Here is a 22,234-nt window from a genome sequence, read left to right as displayed (position 1 = left end):
TGAAGTCCCGGCGGTTGAGCTCAGAGTCGCGCCGGGGTGGTTCCTGAAGCCGGGCCCGGAGCTGATTGTGGCCGCCTGGCCAGGCCGCAAGGCTTCCCGCCGGAAAGGAAGCCGCGGATTTCCGGTCTGTTTTCGCCCCATTTTTCATCTGTGCCATCAGTTTATCACACCCCCGCGCAAAGCGATAAAGCGTAAAAACCAAAGCAATCCATAGCGCGCCCGGAGGTACGGTGACGGCTGATTTTTCATTCGATTTCACGATTGAGAAGGACGTATGATAGTTGCGACGCGATCAAGTGAAATTGTTGGGAGAGAATACCCGCAGGTGAAGGTGAAACATGTTGAAGGGCGATGAAATGAACACCCTTCCCTCTTGCGAGCGTGAGCACGCCTTGTTCACCGTCGGACATTCTTCAATGGAAGCCGCCGACTTTACACGGCTGCTGGACGCCCACCATGTCGAGCTGGTGGTTGACGTTCGCAGCCAGCCGCTGAGCGTTCGGTTTCCGCACTTCAGCTCTTCAATACTTGAAAAGATTCTGGACGGGAAAGACATGGGCTATCTTTTTCTTGGCGAGGAACTGGGCGGCCGCCCTGCTGATCCTGCCGCTTACGACCGGGATGGCGTGGTGAATTATCGCGCCTGCCGCAAATCCTATGCCTTCAGCCGGGGCATCGAGCGTGTCGAGGCGGAGCTCAGCACGCGATGTCTGGCGCTGATGTGCGCCGAGGAAGACCCCATCGAATGCCATCGCTTCCTGATGGTCTGCCCGGAACTAGTGGCAATGGGCATGCGCCCGCTGCACATTCGAAGGGACCGGAAAATCGAAACCCAGGAGGCAGCCGAAGACCGCCTTCTTCGCTTCACCGGCTTTGCAGACGTCGCTGCCAACACCCTTTTTCCTGAGGCCAGAGCCGAGGCTATTGAAAAGGCTTTAGCGTTTCAGGCAAAGAAATTCGCTTTTCGAGTTGATCCCCACCTGGTCGAGCGCTGGTAGCGTCGAGATGCATTCCAATATTTACACAATCGGGTTCACGCAAAAAACTGCTGAAGAGTTCTTTCGGCTGCTCGAGGGCGCACGAGTCCGCATGGTGATTGACGTGCGTGAAAACCGGGGAGGGCAACTTTCGGGCTTCGCCAAGTATCCTGACGTCGCCTTTTTCCTGGACCGTCTTCTGGGAATTGCATACGTCCACGAGCCGCGCCTTGCGCCCAGCCCCGAAATACGAACCTCATACCGCTCTACTCGCGACTGGGACGCGTATGAAAAGGCATATACGGAATTAATGGGCGCGCGAGGCTTACCGGCGGCCATCGGGCCGGAAGGGTTTGAAGGAAACATCGCGTTGCTCTGCTCGGAGCCGACCCCGGAAAAGTGTCACCGGCGTCTGGCAGCGGAGATGCTGGCGAACGCATGGAAACGGCAGGGACACCATGTCACCGTTGCTCATCTGGTCCTGGAAAAGGCCCCACAAACCGGACGCAAGCGAAGAGGACCCAAAGGAACTGATTCTGTCTGACATCACGATGATGGGGCCGGGTTACTGCGTGATTGGACTTGAACAGGTATCATCCGGGTCGTTCCGATCTGTGCGCCCAATGCCTCCACGCGGTCACGGTTATGCATGGTCGGAGTCATTTAAACGCGGCGAGTCCGTTCTTGCCCGCCTCACGCCTGCCCTCTCCATCAAGCCGCCGCACACAGAAGACCACGAATCAGACGGGCTGAAAAAAACCGACAGGACTCTCGATGAGGCTGCCTTGGTAGCCGCGATAAAGCAGGCTGAGGTCGCGATCACTTTGGAAGAGATGTTTGGATGCGAAGTCCAGCCGCTTCATTCGGGCGGGAATTGTTGGATTCCAGCAGGGCAGGGAAACCGGTCCATCTGCGGCCTGGCGCTGAAGAACATCTATTTTCAGGTCTATGAAGATCCGGGCCGCATCAGACTTCGCGCGCATGTCAGTTCTGCGGGAGGCCAGCGTCTGAATGGACTTCCCGTCGTCGATTGTGAATGGGTGGCATTCCTCGCACGGCTAATTTCGGGCTTTGGGGAAAACGATCCGGTAGCTCAGGCGCAGGAATTTCTGAATGGGCGCGTCCGGCAATGCGTTTTGCACTCGCCCGCTTTATTTGCGAGGATCGGGCTGGCCCGCGGAATCAAGGATTCCAAATGCTGGCTGATGCTCGATTCCCTATTCCCGCAGCCGAAAAACTTCTGGCTCGATGGCCTGAAAAAAAGCTGAAACAGGAGCGCCATGCAGCCGTCCCAAAACCAGGACCAATTGGAGCAGTGGATACGCGAAATTGTAAGAAGAGAATTGACTTCGCAAGCGGCAACCCCTGCCGCTGAAACGGATTTAGTGCGGACCGGTCTGCTGGACTCAATGGGCTGGATCGCAGTGCTGACAGGCATCGAAGAGTCGACGCAGATTGGAAACTTTGGAAATCCCTGGCCTGAAGGGCTGCCGCAATCGATCAGGAGTTTGACGCAATTGGCAAGCGACGGGGTCATTCGCGCCAAAGCGCAGGAGCACGAAGGACTGCGGGAAAGCCGGCCGCCCCGTTCTACGTTTCCAGTATGCATCGCAGGGTGGGGATGGGTGGTGGGTTCAGTCAAAATTTCTGGATTGGAAATGGAAAGGGATTGCGGACTTTCACCGGGCACTATCGAGAACGGAGCGGGCATCGAATTCCTGCAGATCGCCTCCGAAGCCGAAGACCACCTTTCGTTGGCCCAGGGTGCAGCAGAAAAGGCGCTTGAAGCAGCGCGAATTGACCCATTAGACGTGGACGTTCTTGTTGCTGTCAGCTCTACGTTTCTGGCGCTGCCCGCGTTTGGCCCGCGCCTTCACACCCGGCTTTTGCTTCCTGAGAATTGCGCCGTCCTGGACGCTGGAGGCGCCTGCGTAGGGCTGCTGAATGCGTTCAGGCTGGCAAGCGCCATTCTTTCGATGCAAGGACAAGGCATCGCCCTTGTCGTCGCTTCGGAAGTCAACAGCCGGCTGCTGACCTCGGTGGGAGCGCCAGGTGAGCTTCGCGGATTGTTTGGTGACGGCGCATGTGCCTTTGCCCTCAGACCAGGAGGCGGATCGGAGGATAGTAATTTGGTATTCGGGGATTTCGCCTTTGGATGCTCAGGAGGCGATTCTTCAGCACTGAATGTAACGATGACGCCGCAGGTCAAATTCGAATTCGAGTTCAGAGGAGAGCATCTGGGCCGGGCCGCCATCGGGATGCTTTCGCGGACAATCGACCAACTGGAGAGAATCAGCGGGCGGCCGCGCTCCGAGGGCACAAGTTTTGCGCTGCACGAACCTAATCCCCGACTTGTGCAGACATTCGCCCAAAACTCACGAATTCCACTGAACAAAATCCAAATGGTCAGCCGAAGTTTTGGCAACCTGGGTTCAGCCACCTGCGGTGTGAGCCTATGCAAAGTGCTGGATGTCCACGCACCCGGACCCGCCTCTGGCCGGCCATTGATTTTTGTTGCCGCGGTTGGCCCGGGGCTGCTCTGGGCTGGCACTCTTCTCCATTGATGCCGGGCCCTTCTGCGATTTAGGGATAGTTCCCCCGGATTTAAGGTCCCTCCGCGCATCTCCACAACACGCGGGCGACATGGTTTTTCAAAAGACGAGGCGCATTTTGGGCGGTTTGAGCCGGGGCGGAGGCACTTGGGTTTGAGCAAACTGCGCCCGTCGATTTGCCGCGCGGCTGGCGCAGATGCTCGCCCTGTAGTATCTGCGTTCTCACGAAGCGAGAGGCTCTGCTCTTGCCTCTACTCATTCCACCCGGTCCATGGCGATGATGGAGGTGTCCTCCTGCTAATAGAAACCGCGGTATATACTTTGCGGCCAACTCTATCCACCTCCGGGATCGCGAAGCGAACGGGATGGCCGTGCCGCGAAATAAGGACCAACCGTCGTCACGACCGAATGGCAGTTGCATTCATTGTCAGCCAGGGGGTACATTTCAGGATGGGCTGAAAATCAACCATGCAAATTCCGGTTTTACCCTGGCATCTAAGCCAACACCATTCCGCAGGTGCGTCCCGAGTTCCGGATTGCGTCGGTTGCGGGCCGGGCCGCCCGAAGTTGCACAAAGTCAGGGCCCAATTCCCCGCTCTGAGGTATTAGCCAATGAAGAATCGATTTGTTTGCCGCATAGTCCTGCTGGCATTCCTGGTTACGGTCTCGGTCCTCGCCATTTCGGCTGCTGCGCCGCTCGTTTTCGCTCAAGCCGCGGCAAAGAAGGTGGTGAAGACCCAGGCGGACCTTCCGCGGTTCAATTACCGGATCGCCGGGACCGCGACGGAACTGCTGCAATCGAGCGACGCCGCCTTCGGCGCTTTTGCGGCCAGGGTAAGGGCGGACGTCGGCACGGTCCTCGCGAACTACGACGTCCAGGACCACGCCGCGCTGCGCGAATTGCTGGGCGTGCATCTCGATTTGCAGATGCTGGCTGGCGACAACCAGGGCGCGCTTGAAACCATTCAAAAGCTCCGCGTTATCGAGGACAAGCCGGACGCCAAACTGATGACCGGCCTCGCGGTCAGGGCCATGATCGAAGCGCAAAAGGCCACCAGCCGCACTTCCGGGCCCGGCTACCTTCAGGCGTTCCAGAAAGCCTACGCGGCCGAAATCAAGCCGCTGCCATGGCCCGTGGTAGGCACCAGGATCAAGCAGCAGAAGAGCAGCTTTGAAATTCTTACTCCGGCGCTGGTGCTTGGTAGCATCAAAGCCAATGTCGAGCCCGCCGTCGCCAAGTCGCACAGCCTCAGCAACGATCTTGCCTGGGGCCTTGTCGCAGACCGTTTCCTTCTCCAACGCGAGATTCCGCTCATGCCCGCCATGCTCGCGGTTCTCAAACAGGAGGTGGCGGCCAACAACGTCGAGAAGCCCGACATCTGGGCGGCCCGCGACGTGACGCTGACCCATGCCGACAAGCTCACCCCCGTCAACGTCGCCATCTGGGATTCCGGCAGCGACCTCGCGCTGTTTCCGGGTCGCATCTACACGGTCCCCAGGCCCGGGCCGCAAGACGATCCTCACGACATTGCCTTCGACCTGAAAGGCTTTCCAGCGCACGGCGAGCTGTTTCCTCTCAAGCCGGACCAGAAGAAGGAGCTTCCCTCCATGCTGGGCGAGTTGGAGGGCTTTTCCGACCTCCAGGCCTCCATCGACAGCCCTGAAGCCACGGCCCTGCGCCAGAAGCTCGCCCACCTGCCCTCATCCGAGGTCCCGGCGTTCATCGAAAATCTCGAGCTCTTCGCAATTTATTCCCACGGGACCCATGTGGCGGGCATCGCGGCGCGAGGTAATCCTGCCATCCGGCTGGCGGTCGGCCGCATCACCTTTGACTGGCACAACGTTCCCCTGCCGCCCAGCAAGGAACTTTCCGAACGCTCCGCCAAAGACGATCAGGCCTATGTGGATTGGTTCCGCTCGAACCACATCCGCGTTGTCAACATGAGCTGGGGTGGCGGCCCGCGCGACGACGAAGTGGCGCTCGAAAAGAACGGCATGGGGAAAGATGCCGCCGACCGCAAGGCCATCGCCGCGAAGCTCTTTGCCATTGAGCGGGCCGGTCTCTACAACGCCCTCAAGAGCGCGCCCGACATTCTCTTCATTTGTGCGGCGGGCAATTCAAACAGCAACAGTACCTTCGACGAGGACATCCCATCGTCGTTCAGGCTGCCCAATCTGCTGACCGTCGGCGCCGTGGATCAGGCCGGAGATGAGGCGAGCTTTACCAGCTACGGCCCCATGGTCCGCGTTGACGCCAACGGCTACGAAGTCCAGTCCACAGCTCCCGGCGGAAGCAACCTGCGCATGTCCGGCACATCGATGGCTTCGCCGAACGTCGTAAATCTTGCCGCCAAGCTCATCGCGCTCGATCCCAAACTGACGCCGGAGCAAACCATCCATCTGATTGTTGCCGGCGCCACCACAAGTAAAGACGGCCGCCGCCATAACATCGATGCCAGGCGTTCCGTCGCATTGCTGAAGCAGATGCAGAGCGACGCAAATTAGGTAGCATGGACTCCTGCCTTTGAAGTCCGCGGTTCTTTTCAGATAAAAGCCCCAGACCGCAAGGGCGGCCTACGCTACCGACTCACCGTCATTCCGAGGAGCCGAGGAGCGACGAGCGGGTAGCCACGGTCAATGTTGTTCTGACCGTGGGGTTTTTATCCGCGACATCCCTTCGGTAGGCGCACGTAATCAATTTTGATCGGGCAACCTTGGACCTTGCTCGCGAGCCCTCCAGGACGTCGATCATCGTCGGGTATTAGGGCGCATCGAACGACGGAACCGAACGGCGCGAGCTGACCGTCACATAAAAGATTCGATCCCTGGTACGCAGGCGATGCACATTCGACATGGCGACGCTAATCTCCGCCAAATTCACACAGTTTGGTAGCTATGGACAACGCTTGCTTGCCCGTGGTTATTCCGCCTTGCGAAGATCCCACGGTCAGAACAACATTGACCGTGGCTACCCGCTACCCGCTGAGAATGTCTCTGGAAACGTAGATGCGAGAGCAGGCGTGAGGACGCTGGAGGATTACGAGGCGATAAAATACCTCCAAACGGCTTGTCACGAGCAAAAGGGAATGGGTGGTTCAAACCGCTCCGACCCGCGCTTCCAGTAGCTTTTGCGCAGGATGAGTTTTCTGTCGGAGCGAGTAACGTCCGCACGAGGTGTATCGCCTATAGGGGAGCGAGTGAACCCGCAATTGCCGAAAAGATTCGCTCGACGTTTCGGGGACGGGGACGGGGACACTGCCCCTCCCCGCGCTAAGGTTTATTGGCCAATAAATGAAACGACGGCGCTAAAAAATTCGTGCGGGGATTCGATCCACGGGAAATGTCCGCACTTTTCGAAGACAACAAGCTGCGAACCGTGAACATCCGCACGTATCTTCTCCGCGTCAGAAACCGGACAGATCCAATCCTCACGCCCGACCAGAATCAGAGTTCGTGCGCGCACACGGCCTAACTCGCCTGACACGTTGATAGGGTTCCTTTGCTCTGCAGCGTCAAGTGTGCGGTAGACCCACGCCGAAGGCGGTTTCGGCGAAGTCTTCTGGAAAACGGGCACCTTCCCAATCGGATCGTAAAAGAAAAGCGGCAGTTCACGGGCAAGAATGGCTCCGAATTCCTCGTCGGTTTTGGGCATGGTGTTTCGATTGACCTCGGCAATCGCTTCGCTGAAGCGTTTGTCATTGCGCCGAATATCAATTTCCTTTCTGACGGCCCTTCCGTCGTCATAACCCGAAATATCCGTGTCCACCAAAACCAGTTTGCGAACCCTGGCCGAATATCGAACACCGTAGTCGAGGACGATCGCGCCTCCGTGCGAATGCCCGATCAGGTTCAAGCGATCCAGCCCCCAATACTGTCGTAACTGGTCGAGATCGTTCACCATATCAGCCGTGCTCATTCGCGCCGCGTCGCCGGGGCGGCTCGATCTGCCACTGCCACGCGGATCATAGAAAACCAGCCGATAATGCACCTCGAGCGGAGCCAACCCGTTCTGCAAGTACAACGACCCGGGACCCCAGCCAGGAGCCTGAACCACCAGCACCGGGCCTTGGCCTGCCACTTTGTACCAGAAACTTATTCCGTTGACCGTGGCATGATGCTCGCCGGGTGACAGACGCTGCTCTAGTGCCTCTGCTCGCATCGGCGTCGGAGATGAGAGTGCCATTAGAAGTGTGATTACAAGGAAACCTCGTAGCGACATGGAGCCCCTCCTCTAGGTCGGAACTTCGCTATTGGCTTATTCAAGGCGATGCTGGACATATTATCGCTCATTACCTGCTCCGCGTCTCCCCCCAGCGGGTCCGTACCCGACGTAGGCTGATTCCGGAACTGGTTTCAGATCCATTCCGAGCGGGTCGGCCTTACAGAGGTATTTGTTTCCTCCCTTTCCGCCACTTGGCGACGGTTGGGGCAGGCGCCGGCTTAATGCCGCTGAGGGGCGACGGCTGGCCGCGCCTTTGCCAGTCCACCAGCCGACCGAAGCCGCAGCAGGACCTCCGCGTGAATCGTCTCTGCCTCTTCCGGTGTGAAGTTCAACTGGCCCCAGGTGAGATCTTTCAAATCGTTCCGGTCCCAGCGCATGCGCATAATCCCGTGCCCGGTATGCGTGCTCGAGCGCAGCAGGAGGTGCCCGAACTCGTGCGCTATGACGGACCCCAGCAGTTGAGTTGCGGGTATGTCAGCCAGGTCCGCTGTATGTTGCACCCGATCATAGAACACGTAAGCATAGTGGCCAAATTGTCCGTCATTGAAGACCTGCGAAATGCCAAAATCCCTGTCGACATATGCATCGGCCACGCCCCTGGCGGTGGGCAGAATTGTCAAGCCCAGTTCGGCGTTGGACATGAGCTCCTGACATATCGGGCGAACCTTCACTTCCTCGGCCGAAGTCGGGCACTCGACCCATTCGAGACGAATGGCAGCGGCGTCCAGGATCTTCTGCACCTCCCGCTCCGCCCTCGCCATCGTGTGCTTTGGTATCCCCGCGTAGTTGTACAGCCATACCGTGATTATTGGAATTTCCGTCCCGCTGTCGGATGTTTGAGCCGCTGCCCATTCACACCTGGAGAGAGAAATCCCAACCGATACAGTGGCAACGAAGGCTGCGAACGCAAGCCCGTCTTTCAACGTTTGTTTCATGGCGCCAACCTCCCGAGAATTGGTGTTGGCGCCGAAGTTCTACTAACGGAAGAAACTGCTCAATGGATGGCGGATGGATTTTCTTTGGCTTCTGCGTGAATCGTTAACTCCCTGATCTATAGCGGCTTAGGGCCGCGCTTCAACTGGCCCTGCGGGCGCTTGCGCACGCCCGCTACGACGGAACGATGCCGCTGCAATGCGAGTTCGAGGCCCCCGGCATGGCCGACCATCAGACCGCCGAGCGCTCCATGTCAGGCCTGCTGCGAGTGTTCAAGAAAGCTCTGGCGTAAGCGAAATACGCCAGTTGGCCGGGTACTACTGAAATGAGATGTCTCACCTGGCCAGAATCACCGCCCAGCCGCGGCGTTCGTCAAGGAACTTCGTGGCAATGATCGCGCTGCTTGTTGAAGCGCCGCGAGTTGTTCCGGCGAGAATCGGAGCTTGCACTGGGAGGCCAACTCCAGGTCTTCGGATGCCCAACGGGCTTTCATGATTCCTTCGGCCGAATGGCGGGGCCCGAGCAGCAGATGGCCCAGTTCATGGGCGATGGCATCACCCAGGAATGTCCCTCCACATGGGCCACGTGTCCGGGAAACAGCCATCACCCGGTCATAAAACACATTTGCAATCCCGTCAGGTACAGGCCCTTCAGTTCCCGACGGAATGATCGCCTGCCCCAGCGCGTCGGCGCCTGAAATCCGTCCCGTTACAATGGAAACACGTAGGATTCGAATGAAGAAATCGGCACTCGGACTTCCAGGTTGGAACCGAACAGGGGGACGCTTTTGGAAGTGATCTCTCCACACAATCCGCACGCCCGCCTCGGCGTAGAGCGCCCCTACTTGACTCTCCGTCTTATCAAGTTCCGACTGGCTAAGACGCACGTAGTCGTAGATCCAAACACTGATCACAGGCTGATCCTTACCCTCGAGAGGCCTTGCAGAGACAGTTTCCGCCGCGGCAAAGGATGCCCAGGCCCATAAAACAAGGCCGGCAATCCATGCGAGTTTGAGGACCAGTTGACGAACAGATTGTTTCATGGCGCCAAGCTCCCGAGGATCGGTGTTGGCGCCGACGTTCTCTTATTGGAAGAAACTGCTCAATGGACAGCGGATGGATTCTCTTTGTCTTGTATATAAATCGCTAATGGACTGATTTATAAGTTCTTAGCCAGCGCTTCGACCGGCCTTGGCTGGCGCTATGTCGACTGGCGCATTCGTGGTAAACTATGTGCAATTGGGGAGTCACCACCAGATGTCAGGAACTGAGGCAGGCGGACGCAAGGTCCGTTTCGGAGTGTTTGAACTCGATCCGCAGACAGGAGAGTTGCGCAAGGGCGGCCTGCGAATCCGACTTCAGGAGCAGCCCTTCCGCGTCCTCGCTACCTTGCTCGAGCGCCCCGGCGAATTGGTGACCCGCGATGAGCTGCGAAAGAAGCTCTGGCCCGAGGACACTTTTGTAGACTTCGATCAGGGGCTTGGTACTGCAATCCGCAAGCTCCGTGAAGCTCTCGGCGACACAGCAGACAATCCCCGGTTTATTGAGACGCTTCCGCGCCGGGGTTACCGTTTTATCGGCACGGTAGAACGCATTGACCGGAGTTCATCTCCTCTGCATGAGGAGTCAGCGCAAGTACGCGAAGGGGCGGCTCCGCCGCGACGGTGGGCCACGGTGGCGGCGCTCGCCGGGCTGCTGGCAGGCGCTTTTTGGCTGTCGCGACCTTCTGCAAAACCCCAAGTCACGGGAATGGTCCGGCTCACCAACGACGGACAAGCCAAGTCCGGCCCGCTGCTCAGCGATGGCTCGCGCATTTATTTCGGCGAAGGGAATTACCCCTCCTTGGAAATGGCGCAGGTCTCCGTGCATGGAGGCGAGGTTGCGCCCGCTGCCGCGATTTCGGTCCCGCAGGCAGTTCCGCTGGATATTTCGCCCGACGGCAGCGAGTTCCTCATAACTCAGTTCACAACGACGGCCGACATGGCGCCATTTTGGGTCGTGCCCGTCCTGGCAGGATCGCCACGACGCGTGGGCAATTTGATGGTAAACCTGAACCCTCGAACTGCCGCGTGGTCGCAGGATATGCAGCGAATCGCTTTTGCCAGGGGGGACGACCTCTACACGGCCAGGCCGGACGGCTCGGGTGCAAAAAAACTTGTGAGCCTGCCGGGCGTTGGCTTTGCTGTTCATTGGTCGCCGGATAGCTCGCACTTGGGGATTACAGCCCTGAACGCAAAGACCGGCGCCCAATCTTTGTGGGAGTTGGGGGCAGACGGTACCAATCTCCACCAGATACTGCCCGGTTGGAACAGTCCTCCCGCTGAGTGCTGCGGGCTGTGGACGCCGGACGGCAGATACCTCATCTTTCAGGCGACACGCAACGGCATCACGGCATTGTGGGCGCTGCCGCAAAAGACTGGCCTATTCAGGCGCGCTGCGCATCAGCCCGTCCAGCTAACCCCCGGGCCGATCGACATGCAGTCTCCGGTCCTGAGCAGGGATGGCAAGAGGATGTTCACGTTGGGTATCCAGCGCCGGGGCAAACTGGCTCGATATGAAGCGCGGTCGAAGAGTTTCGTCCCCTACCTTGGTGGTGCGTCCATTGAGCACGTGGATTTCACGAAAACCGGCAAATGGATCGCGTATCGTTCTTATCCTGAAAGTAGTCTCTGGCGCAGCGAGGCGGATGGAAGCAGCAAGCTTCAACTCACCTTTCCTCCACTTCAGGCGTTTATGCCCCGCTGGTCACCGGATGCGAGACAAATTGCGTTTGTCGGCTGGAGGCCCGGGGAAGCCCCGAAGATTTATGTCGTGCCCGCCGAAGGCGGGGAACCTGAGCGAGTGTTGCCGCAAGGTGCCGCCGAAGAGATTGACCCCGTCTGGTCACCGGACGGCAAGCGCCTGGTTTTCTCCAAGAATCCTTTCGCGGAAGTCCCCTCGCCACAGGAGCGCGAACTCGAGATCGTGGACCTAAAGACACGGCAGATTACCGCGGTACCCGGGTCGGAGAATCTATTTTCCGCGCGCTGGTCCCCCGACGGCAGGTACCTGGTGGCGATGCCGCACGATTCCACACGCCTGACGCTCTTTGATTTTAAAAGTCAGAAGTGGCAAGAGCTGGTGAAGATGGCGATTGGCTACCCAAACTGGTCGCGAGACAGCAAATACGTTTACTTCAATGACCGCATCTGCACCGGCTTCTACCGCCTGCGGGTGCGGGATGGAAAGGTCGATCAGGTCGCGAGTCTCGCGGGATTGAGCATCGCTGGCGACTGGACGGGGCTTGCACCTGATGACTCACCGATGCTTCTGCTCGACACCAGCATTGAGGAAATCTATGCCCTCGAGTGGAATGCTCCCTGAGGACGCGCGTCGCGCAGACGGCTGGCTCCAGGAATCGGCATGGCTACTTTCCTGGGGAACTGAGCATCGGCTTAAAAGCGGATTCTTCGGCCACAAACCGGCCTCAGAATGACTCGGTGGACGCGCGGGATCCGCAGGAGGGTAGCGGGGACTTTCGCCTGTTGAAGTCCGCGGTACTTTTCAGATTAAAAACCGCAGACCGCAACACCGACGGTCTGCGCTACCGCTCCTTCTACCGTCCAAAGCGGAAGTTTCTACTTTGCTCATACCGGAACTTTTCACTTCGCAGCGACAGAGGGTGGATTTTGCTTGACACGTACTGGCCTAGCATGGTAGTCTCCTTTCAGTGCCTGCAAGGGTCGAGTTTTCCGGGACTAAAAGTAACAAAATGGGACAAAAAAGATGTTATTTTGAAAAATAAAGCTGAGAAGTTGCTGAAAACAAACAGGAATGCCCAAAAAACAAACCGGAGATCTCCCTGGGGGGCAACCGACTAGCCCCATGCTCACCGTTTCAGGCCGTATGAGTTTTGCTGGAGCTCATCCGGCAAGCTCTTGCACGCACCCCATGAACCCTTTAGCCGAGGGGCGCATCGAAAGCTAACAGAGGGCTCTACAACTCAAGCAAGGCCGTGCCCGGTGTCCTTCCGGCTTCGGCCTGGTGAGTCTGTCTCTCAATCGCTGCGTGATAAAATGTTGGCAACTGAAAAGCTTTTGATAAAATGCAAACGCAGAACTGAGAGCAGCGCCCAAATTCGTGTGTCCGGGGATGCCCGAAGATGAATGACAAAATCAAGAAAACCGCCGACTTCGAAAATCTGGCCATTCTGCCGGTCCGGGACACCGTCCTGTTTCCCAATGCGATTTTGCCGCTGACGGTGGGCCGGGAAAGCTCGCTGGAACTGATCAACTCGCTGCCAGAAGGCGAAAAGTTCATCGGCGTGATCGCGCAGCGTGACCCGCGCGTGGACACTCCCCAGCCAACGGACCTCTATCAGATCGGCACGGTGGCATTTGTCCACAAGATCATCAAACTTCCAACGCAGAGCCTTTTTATTTTTGTCGAGGGGCTGCAGCGGATTGCGCTGGAAGAAGTTCTCCAGATGGAACCCTTCATCCGCGCCAAGGTGAAGGCGCTGCCAGACGTTGTTCCGGACGACAAGAAAGCCGACTTCGATGCGCTGGTGCGCAGCGTTACGACCCTTTTCCAACAGGCCGTTCAGCTTTCTCCCACGCTCTCCGACGATCTGCAGACCGTGGTGATGAACATTGACGATCCCGGCCGCCTGGGAGACTTTATCGCCGCCAATCTCCCTTCGCTCTCGAGCACGGAAAAGCAGGAATTGCTGGAGAGCCTGGACCTCAATTCCAGGCTCGACCGCTTGAACCACCTGCTGGCCCGTGAGGTTGAGGTGCTGCAGCTCCGCTCCAAGATTCAGTCTGATGTTCAGGACCAGGTGACGCAGAGCCAGCGCGAGTATTACCTGCGCGAGCAGATGAAGGCGATTCAGAAAGAACTGGGCGAAGCCGACGAGCATCAGGAAATTGATGAATTGCGCAAGAAGATCGAAGCTGCGGGGATGACGGAAGAGGCCCGCAAGGAAGCGCTGCGGGAGCTAAGCCGCCTGGCCAAAATGTCGCCCGCGGCTGCCGACTATCACGTCACGCGCACCTACCTCGACTGGCTGGTGGTGCTGCCCTGGAAACAGGTTGGCGAATTGAAAGTGGACGTCAACAAAGCCAAGGCAGTGCTGGAAACCGACCACTACGATCTGGAAAAGATCAAGGAAAGGATCCTTGACTATTTGTCCGTCCTGCAACTGAAGCCCGAGATGAAAGGTCCCCTGCTCTGCTTTGTGGGGCCGCCGGGCGTGGGCAAGACGTCACTCGGCCGGTCCATCGCCAAGGCGCTCGACCGGAAATTCATCCGAATGTCGCTCGGCGGGATCCATGACGAAGCGGAAATCCGCGGGCACCGCCGGACTTACATCGGCGCGCTTCCCGGCCAGATCATGCAGGGCATCCGCCGCGCCGAAACGCGCGATCCCGTCTTCATGCTGGATGAGGTGGACAAGATCGGGCGCGACTTCCGCGGCGACCCATCTTCCGCGCTGCTGGAAGTGCTGGATCCGGAGCAGAACTCGCACTTCCGCGACAACTATCTTGACGTGCAGTTTGACCTCTCGAAAGTGCTGTTCATCTGCACCGCCAACGTGCTGGATACCATTCCGCCACCCCTGCTCGACCGCATGGAGATGCTGGAACTTCAGGGCTATACCGAGGAGGAAAAGATCGAGATTGCCATCCGTCACCTGATCCCCAAGCAGGCCGAGGAGCACGGCATCAAGCTGGGCGAGCAGATCGAGTTCACCCGGGAAGCAATTTCAGCCATCAGCCGCCATTACACGCGCGAGGCGGGCGTGCGCAACCTGGAGCGCGAGATCGCCACTCTGTGCCGCAAACAGGCCCGCAGGATCGCCGAAGGACATCCGGAAAAACTGATTGTGACACCCGAGAACCTTGCGGATTTCCTAGGCGTCCAGAAATTCCGCATGGAAACGGAACTCATCGAGCGCACCCGCCAGCCCGGCGTGGCGGTGGGGCTGGCCTGGACTCCCTCGGGAGGCGACATCCTGTTTGTCGAAGTCACCTCCATGAAGGGAGGCAAGAATTTCACCATGACCGGACACGTGGGCAAAGTGATGCAGGAATCCATGCAGGCGGCCCTGGCCTGGGTCCGCGCGCACGCGGATGACTACGGTATTGATCCGGATTTCTTTCAGAACCAGGACATTCACATCCACGTGCCCGCCGGGGCGATTCCCAAAGACGGACCATCGGCAGGCATCACCATGGCGTCCGCGCTGGTTTCCGCTCTATCGCATCGGCCCATCCGCTCGCGTTTGGCCATGACGGGCGAAATCACCCTCAGCGGACAGGTGCTGCCGGTCGGCGGCATCAAGGAAAAAGTCCTGGCGGCCAGACGCGCCGGCGTCACAGAAGTGCTGCTGCCGGCGGACAATGAGCCCAATGTTAAAGAGGATTTGCAGGGCGACATGATCGAGGGCGTACAACTTCGCTACGTCAAGACCATGCGCGAGGCCATCGACCTGGCCCTGGAAAAACGTCCCGTTCCTGCGCCGGTCCCGGCCTCTACCGGCACTTCCCGGTAGACGGCCGCAAACGGGCAAAGCGCGCGCTTGGGTCCGCGTCGTCAGCGTTTCTTCAGGGTTACGCCAAGTCCCGCGCCCTGCATGTAGAAAATGGTTTGCAGATCGGGGTTCGTGGTAACGGCGCGAACGTAATCAGGCGCCATATTGATATTATGGGCAAGGACCAATCCGCCGGGCCGGACCAGCGGCAACAACTTATGTAGATAATCTACATATCCGTCCTTGTCGGCGTCGATAAAGACCACGTCAATGGGCCCTTGCAGTTTCTTCACGTTTTCGTGGGCGTCGCCTTCAATCTGGGTCACCAGATGCGCGACGCCGGCTTCTTCAAAGTGCTGGCGCGCCTCAGTGAATCTCTGATGATCGATTTCGAAGGTGGTCAGGTGTCCGCCCGTGGCCGTGAGCGCCATCGAGAACCAGAGCCCGGAATAGCCGGTGGACGTGCCGATCTCCGCCACGCGTTTTGCGCCGGCCGCCTCCGTCAGCACCCAGAGCGCTTCACCGTCCTCCTGCGGAACGCTGAGATACGTCTCGTGGTTTTTCACCATGCGGTCCAACACCGCCAGGATCTTCTTTTCCGCCGCCGTCCTGGCCAGGGGCGGGTTTGAATACCGGCTTTGCTGGCCGAAGGCTGCCGTAGACATGGCAAGCAAAATTCCCGTGAGGATGGATATTCGCCTGATTGTGTTTTCCATTTCTGACGCTCCTTCTCCCGCAGCTATGTCAGATCAATCTGCATGCAGAGGTTCATCACTGGCGTGACCTCCGCAAACACAGCCAGCATGGACTCCACGAGGTCCACCCCGGTTGAACTGCGCACTTCTTTCTCATGCATCGCATAAAAAAGCTGGAAGCCGGCCCACTCATCCGCAGGCGCTTTCTTTAGGGCCCGCACAATTTCCGCAACTCCGGTAAAATTCGATTTCGAAAGATATTCAGGATCTTCTCCCCAGCTTCCAGCACGAATCCTGAAACCCTCCCGCCTCACCAGCCGCTTCAATTCCTTATCCATGCGGTCGCCGGGCTTGAGCGCCCCTATCAGCCGGTGCCAGTCCCAGTCGCGCTCGAGTTTGCAGGCGGGAAAGCCACGCGGCGCTCTCAAAAAGCCGCGCTCCACCTGCAGGCCGCACTTGAAAAGTCCTTCGCCTGTGTCAACGGAAAGGAAGAACTTCGAGCAGCCGAAACTGGCGCGGTTCGAAAAGGGCTTGGCTTCGCGGTTGGCTCTCGGCAGATATCCGATCCACTGCCAGTAAACACCGCGCCCCCAGCGCTCCGTCACAAAAGGCTGCTGGTAGCGCGCTTCAATCCCCAGCTTCAGAATACGGGTGATCCGCTGGTTGTCTTCCAGGTTGCCCACGTGGATCCCGCGCCGGAAGTCCAGGAACTCCGGACGAAAACCGATGGCCGCTGTTGGCACGGCATACCCGGGCGCTGCAAAGTCACCTGCTTGTCGCATGGGAAAGCTCGTGCCCATTCTACCGCAATCGATGATGCTGTGGGAGGCTTGGCTTGGCGCAGGCCGGGAAGAGCCTGACGGGAATTGCATGGAGAGGTTCCCGTGCGTAACTTTGGAAGCGAGCAGTCAGGAGTCACACCGCCAGGTTCCACAGTGCGCGACTCTGGAGCTGCAGGCTAACGTTGTTCCAGGGCCAGGGCGTGCGCCCCGGCGCTTGCGTGCATGCCAATAGCCAGAATCCGAAATGCGGTTGCCCATCGACGATGCCCTCGGTTTTCCAGCTTGTGGGCAAAGTAGTTGACAGAGTATGCGCTTGCGCCCATCACAACGAAGATGCCGGGGTTGCGAGCAAAGGGTCGGACCATGGGGTTGGCCTCGGAACATCCGCTGCCGCAGTCCCGAAGCAGATGGTAAGTGGTGGCAGCGTCAAACTCTGTGGCCAGGTAGACGGCCGCGTCGAGCTTCGTTAACTTCGGTAGGTGCGGCTTTTCGACGGCCCTGGCCGGAGTCGAGGACAGGATCAGCGCCAAGGCGCTCGCCAGGCATAAATTTTTCACGATATTGACCTCCGCCACGATGTAGGAACGCCGATCAGACCCCTGCCGGCCGGACAAGAGTGTGTCAACATGCATAGCCTCCGACAGGCTGGCCCGCCCGGGGAGAACAACCCGGAAGCAAATCTTCGATGACCACCAGGATTCGGTCCTCTCCCAGCCGCGGAGCAATCCGCGTCATGGTGATGTGCACAGGACGCTCGCCCCACAGGCCTGTGCGGACGACGGCGGCAAAGCGACAGCTTGCCGCCGGGCCAGGACCACGCACCAAAGCGTGGGCCTGATCTTCCAGACCCTCGACTGGAAGCGTGTCCTGCATCTTCCATCCAAGGACCTCCTCCGGCCCCTGAAGCATGCTGTCCAGGTATCTCTGATTGGCGAACCGGACCCGCAGATCAGAGGAAACAATGAGCAATCCAGCAGGTGTGTTGTCTCCGGAGGTCAGGGCGCTTCCCACAAATCCAATCGCAGCCTGCTGCCTCTTAACCTGGCCTTCGAGCTTTCTCACCCGCCAGACTTCTCTCAACAGCATTCCGCACAGCAGTGGAAACACGATGGCCGCAAGCATGAATGTCCAGGAGACCCCCGCCCCGAATTCCGAGGACCACGAAACCCCGGCCACCACGCCTGCCGCAACCGCCGCTCCTGCAAAGACGAGTAGCGATATGTGGGAAAGGTCCCGAAGGTTTCGCTCTGCCCCGCCGGAAAAACCCAGGGGATGTGCCGGCCACACGGGCTGCGAAGCAATTCGACGTACAGCCATCGTTTTCTCCCTCCGACTCATGTGAGCAGAAAGACCTCGCGTTGCTGAACATGTACTCCGCCGTGCACAGTGGTTATCGGACGGAATCCCGTCGAGCATTAGGTCAAGGGGTGTAATTGAGCAGGCTGCTGGTGGATTCGCAAACCAGAAGCCGCGTCGTCCTTTTCGGGCGGGCGATGGTTGCAGGAGCCAGCTCGGAGGGGAAAAACCGAATCAGAAATGTGATAACTTGTTAGCATGATTTCGTGTTGAAGGTCCTGCGTCTCGGAGCGTCCCGCCGCTCCCGTTGGACAGGGGAACGATGAGTGCCAGAAGCTGCTGAGATGATTGCCACCGGGAAGCTCCTTCCCCGGCCTTTCTACAGAACTCTGATAAGGGGAACCTTGACGGCATCAGACGGCGGCCGAATAAAATCCCAACGAAAGAGGAACCAGCGCGATGCCGCCAGAGAGTGATCGCCTTTGCCCAAGATGCGGCCAACTGGTTCCCGCCGGCCAGGCAGATTGCCCCGTTTGCACGCGCCCGCAGGGATTACTGTGGTTGCTGGAGAGAGAGACCCTGGTCCTGCTCAGCCTCATCGCGTTGGCGATTTTCTTTGTGATCACGGGATTCACGGTCAAGAGATATCATGCTTCGCAGTTGGCGCTGGGCGGCAGGTGGTACCAGAGAGGAGAAGCGGCCCTCCAGTCGAACCGCCCTGAGGAAGCAGTAGACGCTTTCCACACTGCGCTCGTTTACGCGCGCAACAACACCGTTTATCAGAAGCGCCTGGCCGAGGCATTGATCGAGGCCAAGCACCAGGCTGAGGCCGAGGCGTATCTGCGGGCCCTGTGGGTGCGCCAGCCAGGCGACGGAGCCGTAAATCTCGAGCTGGCCCGGCTGTCGGCGAACGCGCACAATGTGCCGGAGGCAATCCGCTACTATCAAAATGCGGTCTTTGGCATCTGGGAAGCCAAACCCGAAATCAGCCGGCGCGACGCCCGCATCGAAATGTGCAAGTTCCTGCTGGCAGAAGGCAAAAAAGCCGTTGCGGAATCCGAACTCATCGCTCTCCAGGCCGAGCTGCCACCCGATGCCAAACTCCACACCCAGGTCGGAAACATGTTTGTGCAGGTGGAGGATTATCGGCGGGCGCTGACTGAGTTCCAGCGCGCGCTGAAACTCGATCCAAGGATGCGGGGCGCCTGGGCTGGCGCCGGTGAAGCCTCCTATCGGCTTGCCGAGTTTATCCAGGCCCGGCATTACTTCCAGCGAGCTGTGGAACTAAACCCGCATGACCAGGACGCGGCCCGAAAGCTCGAGATCAGCAGGTGGGCTGTTGATCTTGACCCTTTCCAGCGCCGGCTGTCGCAGAAAGATCGCGGGCGGCGAACGGTTGCGGCTTTTCAACAGGCCCTTTCCCGGCTCAGGCGATGCGCCCAGAGCCGGGGCGCAAATCTGCAATCACAAGCGGGGGCTGGTCCATTTGCGAGCGTTTATTCCAGCGTGGAGAAGGTGCAGCCCGAGGTCAGCCGGAAGATCCTGCGCGGGAATCCGGACCTTATTAACGACGTGATGGATCTGGTGACGCAAATGGAGGAAACGGCCCAGCAGGCCTGCGGAACTCCTCCTCCGGCGGACCAGGCGCTGCTGATGATTTCCCATACGCGAGGGGCTACAGAACAGTGACCGACTCCGCAGCCGCCGATCATAACGCCGCCGCTGGGCCCCGCGCCTACGATCTCTTCCATCGATACTGGCAGCGGTTGCGTGCCCGGCGCGCAAAGCTGCGGGTGCCACGCCTCTTCCTGCATGAAGAAGGTCTCTTTCTTCTTCTGGCCGTTATCATCGGCCTGTTCTCCGGTCTCGCTGTCGTATGCTTTCAGATTTCCATCGACTGGAGCCGAATCGAGCTTCTCGGATCCAGCCTGGCGCCCGGCCCGGTCCGGGTCATTCTGGTCCCGGCATTAGCGGGGCTGGCTGTTGCCGCCCTGGTCATCTTTGTCTTCCCGCGTGTCCGAGGCAGCGGCGTCAATCAAACCAAGGCGGCCGTCTATGTCTATGACGGCTACATTCCTTTCAGTACGGTGCTCGGCAAGTTCGTGACCTGTTCTCTGGCCATCGGGAGCGGCCAATCGCTGGGGCCCGAAGACCCATCGCTCCAAATCGGGGCTGGGATCGCTTCGGCGCTGGGAAGGCGCTTTCATCTCTCGCGGGAAAAGGTCCGGCTGATTGCGCCCGTCGGCGCCGCCGCAGGGCTGGCGGCCGCCTTCAACGCGCCCATCTCAGCGGTGCTGTTTGTTATCGAGGAAGTCATCGGGAGGTGGAGTTCGGGCGTGCTGGGCGCGATCGTCCTTGCGGCGGTGTCCAGTGTGACGGTGCTCCACCTGTTTCTGGGTGAAGAGCCCTTGTTTCGAGTTCCACCCTTCCACATGGAACATCCCAGCGAGTTGTTCTCCTACGCTATTCTGGGCGTAATTGGCGGGTTCGCTTCTCTGGTGTTCGTCCGGCTGGTGTCTTTTCTCCGGGTCCGCTCAAAAGCTCTGCCCAGGTGGACACATTACGTCCAGCCGGCAGCGGCGGGGCTGCTGATTGGAGTAATGGGAATCTGGATGCCCCAGGTCATGGGGGCAGGTTACGACATCATCGACCTGGCCCTGCACGACCAGTTCACCTGGAAGCTGTTGGCGCTGCTGGCGGTATTCAAAATCCTGGCCACAAGCTTTTCATTTTCAAGCGGCACGCCCGGCGGCATGTTCGCGCCAACTCTGTTTGTGGGCGCCATGATCGGCGGTGCGGTGGGCGGAGTTGAGCACCTTTTCTTTCCACACATGGGAGGGAGTGTTGGCGGCTTCGCACTGGTGGGAATGGGAGTGCTTTTTGCCGGCTTCCTGCGAGTTCCCATGACCTCTGTGTTCATGGTGGTGGAGTTGAGCGGGAACTACTCCATCATTCTGCCCGTCATGGTTTCGAACACCATCGCCTATCTGATCTCGCTCCGCTACCAGCGGGTTCCTCTGTTCGATCTTCTGTCCCGCCAGGACGGCACCGACCTGCCCTCCATGGAAGAGCAGCGCGAGCGCTCAATGTTGCGGGTCGAGGATGCCATGCGCCCGCCTGCGGAAATCGTCCTGCGCGCTGAGGACACCGTGGCCGATGCGGCAAGGCGCGTGAGCGCCGCGGCGCCGGACTTCTTCCTGGTGAGCCACAGGAACGGCGACTGGACGAGCGTGACGAAGGAAGACCTGCGCCGCCTGGTTAAGGAGGAAAAAGGCGCCTTGCCTCTTGCAAGGGCTTTGTCCAGCCCCTTGCTACCCTGGCTCCATCCGGACCAGCCACTCGACGCCGCCCTGCGGCAGATCGGCGAGTGGCCGATTCTGCCCGTCATCCACCGGGCGGACTTTAACAACCTACAGGGGATTATCTCTATCGCCGATATCCTGGCTGCCTACGGGGCCGCGAACGATGAGGAGGAACATTCCAGGATGAATGGTGAATCGCCCGTCCCTGAAACTGCCTTTAGCCCTGAAGGCAATCGGCCGTAGTGCCTCCCGGAAAACAGGCTTCCGTGCGCCGCTGGCTTACAGACTCGGAATCAAGCCAGTGGGGTAGGCCAGTCGCGCGGACAGAGGCTTCCACCTGTCCACGCTGTCCTCGCGAGCGGCCGCCCAATTGGTCACGTGAGGCTGGTACATCCGGTATTTGGCCCCTTCATCCGCCCGGCCCATCATTTGAGATGTACTGATCGAGGGAATTGAGTTCGCGCCGAAGCTCGTCCACAAGGTGTTCAAGCAGATTGCGGATGGATAGCATCCCGAGGAGATCACCGTCCTCTGAAACAATCGCCAGATGGCGCATGTGGCGGTCAACCATCTGATTGAAAGCTTCTTCCGCAGTCAGGTCTTCAGGGATGGTCGCAACAGGGGCTGTCATCACATCGCGGATCTTTGTGTGTTCCGGGTTGAGCTTCTGCAGTACGACGCGCAGCATAACATCGCGCTCAGTAAAGACTCCGCAGAGCTCGCCCTTCTCGCCCTTCTCGATCACCGCAACGGCCCCAACCCCTTCTCTTGCCATAATCCGGACAGCCTCAAGGACGCTCTGCCCCGCCTCAATCTTCGCGGGAGGAACGTGAGCAATCGTTAGAAGATCCATGTCTGCCTCCTGGAGCTCTCGCTCCCCGGCAATTCGATGAAAGGACCTTTTCCTGATGAGGGAATCCTAAGCCCGGCGCGGTGCGAAGTCAAGACTCACAGCCCGAAGG

The 22,234-nt window shown here is 59.0% G+C and carries 17 protein-coding genes; 9 read left to right on the top strand and 8 right to left on the bottom strand.

Features of this window, described 5'->3' with window-relative positions:
• The first annotated feature begins 338 nt into the window (after positions 1 to 338).
• The 5 genes from VFQ24_12190 (at position 339) to VFQ24_12170 (ending at position 6,034) form a co-directional block, all read left to right on the top strand.
• Positions 339 to 998 carry a DUF488 domain-containing protein gene (locus VFQ24_12190; protein HET9179108.1) on the top strand — a complete coding sequence of 220 codons (660 nt, stop codon included), beginning with the start codon at positions 339 to 341 and terminating at the stop codon, positions 996 to 998.
• A gap of 7 nt (positions 999 to 1,005) precedes the next feature.
• Positions 1,006 to 1,521, top strand: a complete 516-nt coding sequence (locus VFQ24_12185) for a DUF488 domain-containing protein (protein HET9179107.1) — start codon at positions 1,006 to 1,008, stop codon at positions 1,519 to 1,521.
• Positions 1,522 to 1,762: 241 nt separating this feature from the next.
• Positions 1,763 to 2,245, top strand: coding sequence for a hypothetical protein (locus VFQ24_12180; protein HET9179106.1), 483 nt, complete (start codon positions 1,763 to 1,765; stop codon positions 2,243 to 2,245).
• 12 nt (positions 2,246 to 2,257) lie between these two features.
• A complete protein-coding gene (locus VFQ24_12175; GenBank protein HET9179105.1) occupies positions 2,258 to 3,541 on the top strand; it encodes a hypothetical protein in 1,284 nt (427 codons plus the stop codon).
• Positions 3,542 to 4,141: 600 nt separating this feature from the next.
• Positions 4,142 to 6,034 (top strand): S8 family serine peptidase, encoded by a 1,893-nt coding sequence (locus VFQ24_12170; protein HET9179104.1) that lies wholly within the window; start codon positions 4,142 to 4,144, stop codon positions 6,032 to 6,034.
• Between the two features lie 772 nt (positions 6,035 to 6,806).
• Here the strand turns inward: VFQ24_12170 and VFQ24_12165 are convergent.
• The 3 genes from VFQ24_12165 to VFQ24_12155 all read right to left on the bottom strand — a co-directional run bounded on the left by VFQ24_12165 (position 6,807) and on the right by VFQ24_12155 (position 9,726).
• Positions 6,807 to 7,748 (bottom strand): alpha/beta hydrolase, encoded by a 942-nt coding sequence (locus tag VFQ24_12165; protein ID HET9179103.1) that lies wholly within the window; start codon positions 7,746 to 7,748, stop codon positions 6,807 to 6,809.
• Between the two features lie 221 nt (positions 7,749 to 7,969).
• Positions 7,970 to 8,686 (bottom strand): hypothetical protein, encoded by a 717-nt coding sequence (locus VFQ24_12160; GenBank protein HET9179102.1) that lies wholly within the window; start codon positions 8,684 to 8,686, stop codon positions 7,970 to 7,972.
• Positions 8,687 to 9,033: 347 nt separating this feature from the next.
• The gene (locus VFQ24_12155; GenBank protein ID HET9179101.1) at positions 9,034 to 9,726 is read right to left on the bottom strand and encodes a hypothetical protein; all 693 of its coding nucleotides are present in this window, start codon (positions 9,724 to 9,726) and stop codon (positions 9,034 to 9,036) included.
• Between the two features lie 214 nt (positions 9,727 to 9,940).
• Here VFQ24_12155 and VFQ24_12150 point away from each other — a divergent pair, with 214 nt between their 5' ends.
• Together VFQ24_12150 and lon are read left to right on the top strand one after the other, a co-directional pair.
• On the top strand, positions 9,941 to 12,046 hold the full coding sequence (locus tag VFQ24_12150; GenBank protein HET9179100.1) for a winged helix-turn-helix domain-containing protein: 2,106 nt from the start codon (positions 9,941 to 9,943) through the stop codon (positions 12,044 to 12,046).
• A gap of 778 nt (positions 12,047 to 12,824) precedes the next feature.
• A complete protein-coding gene (gene lon / locus VFQ24_12145) occupies positions 12,825 to 15,218 on the top strand; it encodes an endopeptidase La (GenBank protein HET9179099.1) in 2,394 nt (797 codons plus the stop codon).
• Positions 15,219 to 15,259: 41 nt separating this feature from the next.
• Here lon and VFQ24_12140 read toward each other — a convergent pair whose 3' ends face one another.
• The 4 genes from VFQ24_12140 to VFQ24_12125 form a co-directional block, all read right to left on the bottom strand.
• A complete protein-coding gene (locus tag VFQ24_12140) occupies positions 15,260 to 15,913 on the bottom strand; it encodes a class I SAM-dependent methyltransferase (GenBank protein ID HET9179098.1) in 654 nt (217 codons plus the stop codon).
• A 23-nt stretch (positions 15,914 to 15,936) separates the two neighbouring features.
• The gene (locus tag VFQ24_12135) at positions 15,937 to 16,674 is read right to left on the bottom strand and encodes a hypothetical protein (protein HET9179097.1); all 738 of its coding nucleotides are present in this window, start codon (positions 16,672 to 16,674) and stop codon (positions 15,937 to 15,939) included.
• Positions 16,675 to 16,850: 176 nt separating this feature from the next.
• Positions 16,851 to 17,231: a hypothetical protein gene (locus VFQ24_12130; GenBank protein ID HET9179096.1), complete on the bottom strand. Its 381-nt coding sequence runs from the start codon at positions 17,229 to 17,231 to the stop codon at positions 16,851 to 16,853.
• A 64-nt stretch (positions 17,232 to 17,295) separates the two neighbouring features.
• Positions 17,296 to 17,991: a PAS domain-containing protein gene (locus VFQ24_12125; GenBank protein HET9179095.1), complete on the bottom strand. Its 696-nt coding sequence runs from the start codon at positions 17,989 to 17,991 to the stop codon at positions 17,296 to 17,298.
• A 540-nt stretch (positions 17,992 to 18,531) separates the two neighbouring features.
• On the opposite strand from VFQ24_12125, the gene VFQ24_12120 reads away from it, so the two are divergent.
• The gene (locus tag VFQ24_12120; GenBank protein HET9179094.1) at positions 18,532 to 19,659 is read left to right on the top strand and encodes a hypothetical protein; all 1,128 of its coding nucleotides are present in this window, start codon (positions 18,532 to 18,534) and stop codon (positions 19,657 to 19,659) included.
• Positions 19,656 to 21,515, top strand: a complete 1,860-nt coding sequence (locus VFQ24_12115) for a chloride channel protein (GenBank protein HET9179093.1) — start codon at positions 19,656 to 19,658, stop codon at positions 21,513 to 21,515. Before VFQ24_12120 ends, VFQ24_12115 begins: the two co-directional genes overlap by 4 nt.
• Positions 21,516 to 21,681: 166 nt before the next feature.
• Here VFQ24_12115 and VFQ24_12110 read toward each other — a convergent pair whose 3' ends face one another.
• Positions 21,682 to 22,125 carry a CBS domain-containing protein gene (locus VFQ24_12110; protein ID HET9179092.1) on the bottom strand — a complete coding sequence of 148 codons (444 nt, stop codon included), beginning with the start codon at positions 22,123 to 22,125 and terminating at the stop codon, positions 21,682 to 21,684.
• Positions 22,126 to 22,234: the final 109 nt, after the last annotated feature.

This window comes from Terriglobia bacterium (genome assembly GCA_035712365.1).
Lineage (GTDB): Bacteria > Acidobacteriota > Terriglobia > UBA7540 > UBA7540 > SCRD01.
The sequence above is the reverse complement of the archived record's forward strand: the minus strand, read 5'-3'. Positions and strand labels throughout refer to the sequence as shown.

Coding starts and splice junctions, on each gene's coding strand:
- VFQ24_12160 (HET9179102.1), bottom strand. CDS start 8,686: ATGAAACAAACGTTGAAAGACGGGCTTGCGTTCGCAGCCTTCGTTGCC.
- VFQ24_12170 (HET9179104.1), top strand. CDS start 4,142: ATGAAGAATCGATTTGTTTGCCGCATAGTCCTGCTGGCATTCCTGGTT.
- VFQ24_12175 (HET9179105.1), top strand. CDS start 2,258: ATGCAGCCGTCCCAAAACCAGGACCAATTGGAGCAGTGGATACGCGAA.
- VFQ24_12190 (HET9179108.1), top strand. CDS start 339: ATGTTGAAGGGCGATGAAATGAACACCCTTCCCTCTTGCGAGCGTGAG.
- VFQ24_12165 (HET9179103.1), bottom strand. CDS start 7,748: ATGTCGCTACGAGGTTTCCTTGTAATCACACTTCTAATGGCACTCTCA.
- VFQ24_12185 (HET9179107.1), top strand. CDS start 1,006: ATGCATTCCAATATTTACACAATCGGGTTCACGCAAAAAACTGCTGAA.
- VFQ24_12110 (HET9179092.1), bottom strand. CDS start 22,125: ATGGATCTTCTAACGATTGCTCACGTTCCTCCCGCGAAGATTGAGGCG.
- VFQ24_12125 (HET9179095.1), bottom strand. CDS start 17,991: ATGGCTGTACGTCGAATTGCTTCGCAGCCCGTGTGGCCGGCACATCCC.
- VFQ24_12150 (HET9179100.1), top strand. CDS start 9,941: ATGTCAGGAACTGAGGCAGGCGGACGCAAGGTCCGTTTCGGAGTGTTT.
- VFQ24_12135 (HET9179097.1), bottom strand. CDS start 16,674: ATGCGACAAGCAGGTGACTTTGCAGCGCCCGGGTATGCCGTGCCAACA.
- lon (HET9179099.1), top strand. CDS start 12,825: ATGAATGACAAAATCAAGAAAACCGCCGACTTCGAAAATCTGGCCATT.
- VFQ24_12140 (HET9179098.1), bottom strand. CDS start 15,913: ATGGAAAACACAATCAGGCGAATATCCATCCTCACGGGAATTTTGCTT.
- VFQ24_12155 (HET9179101.1), bottom strand. CDS start 9,726: ATGAAACAATCTGTTCGTCAACTGGTCCTCAAACTCGCATGGATTGCC.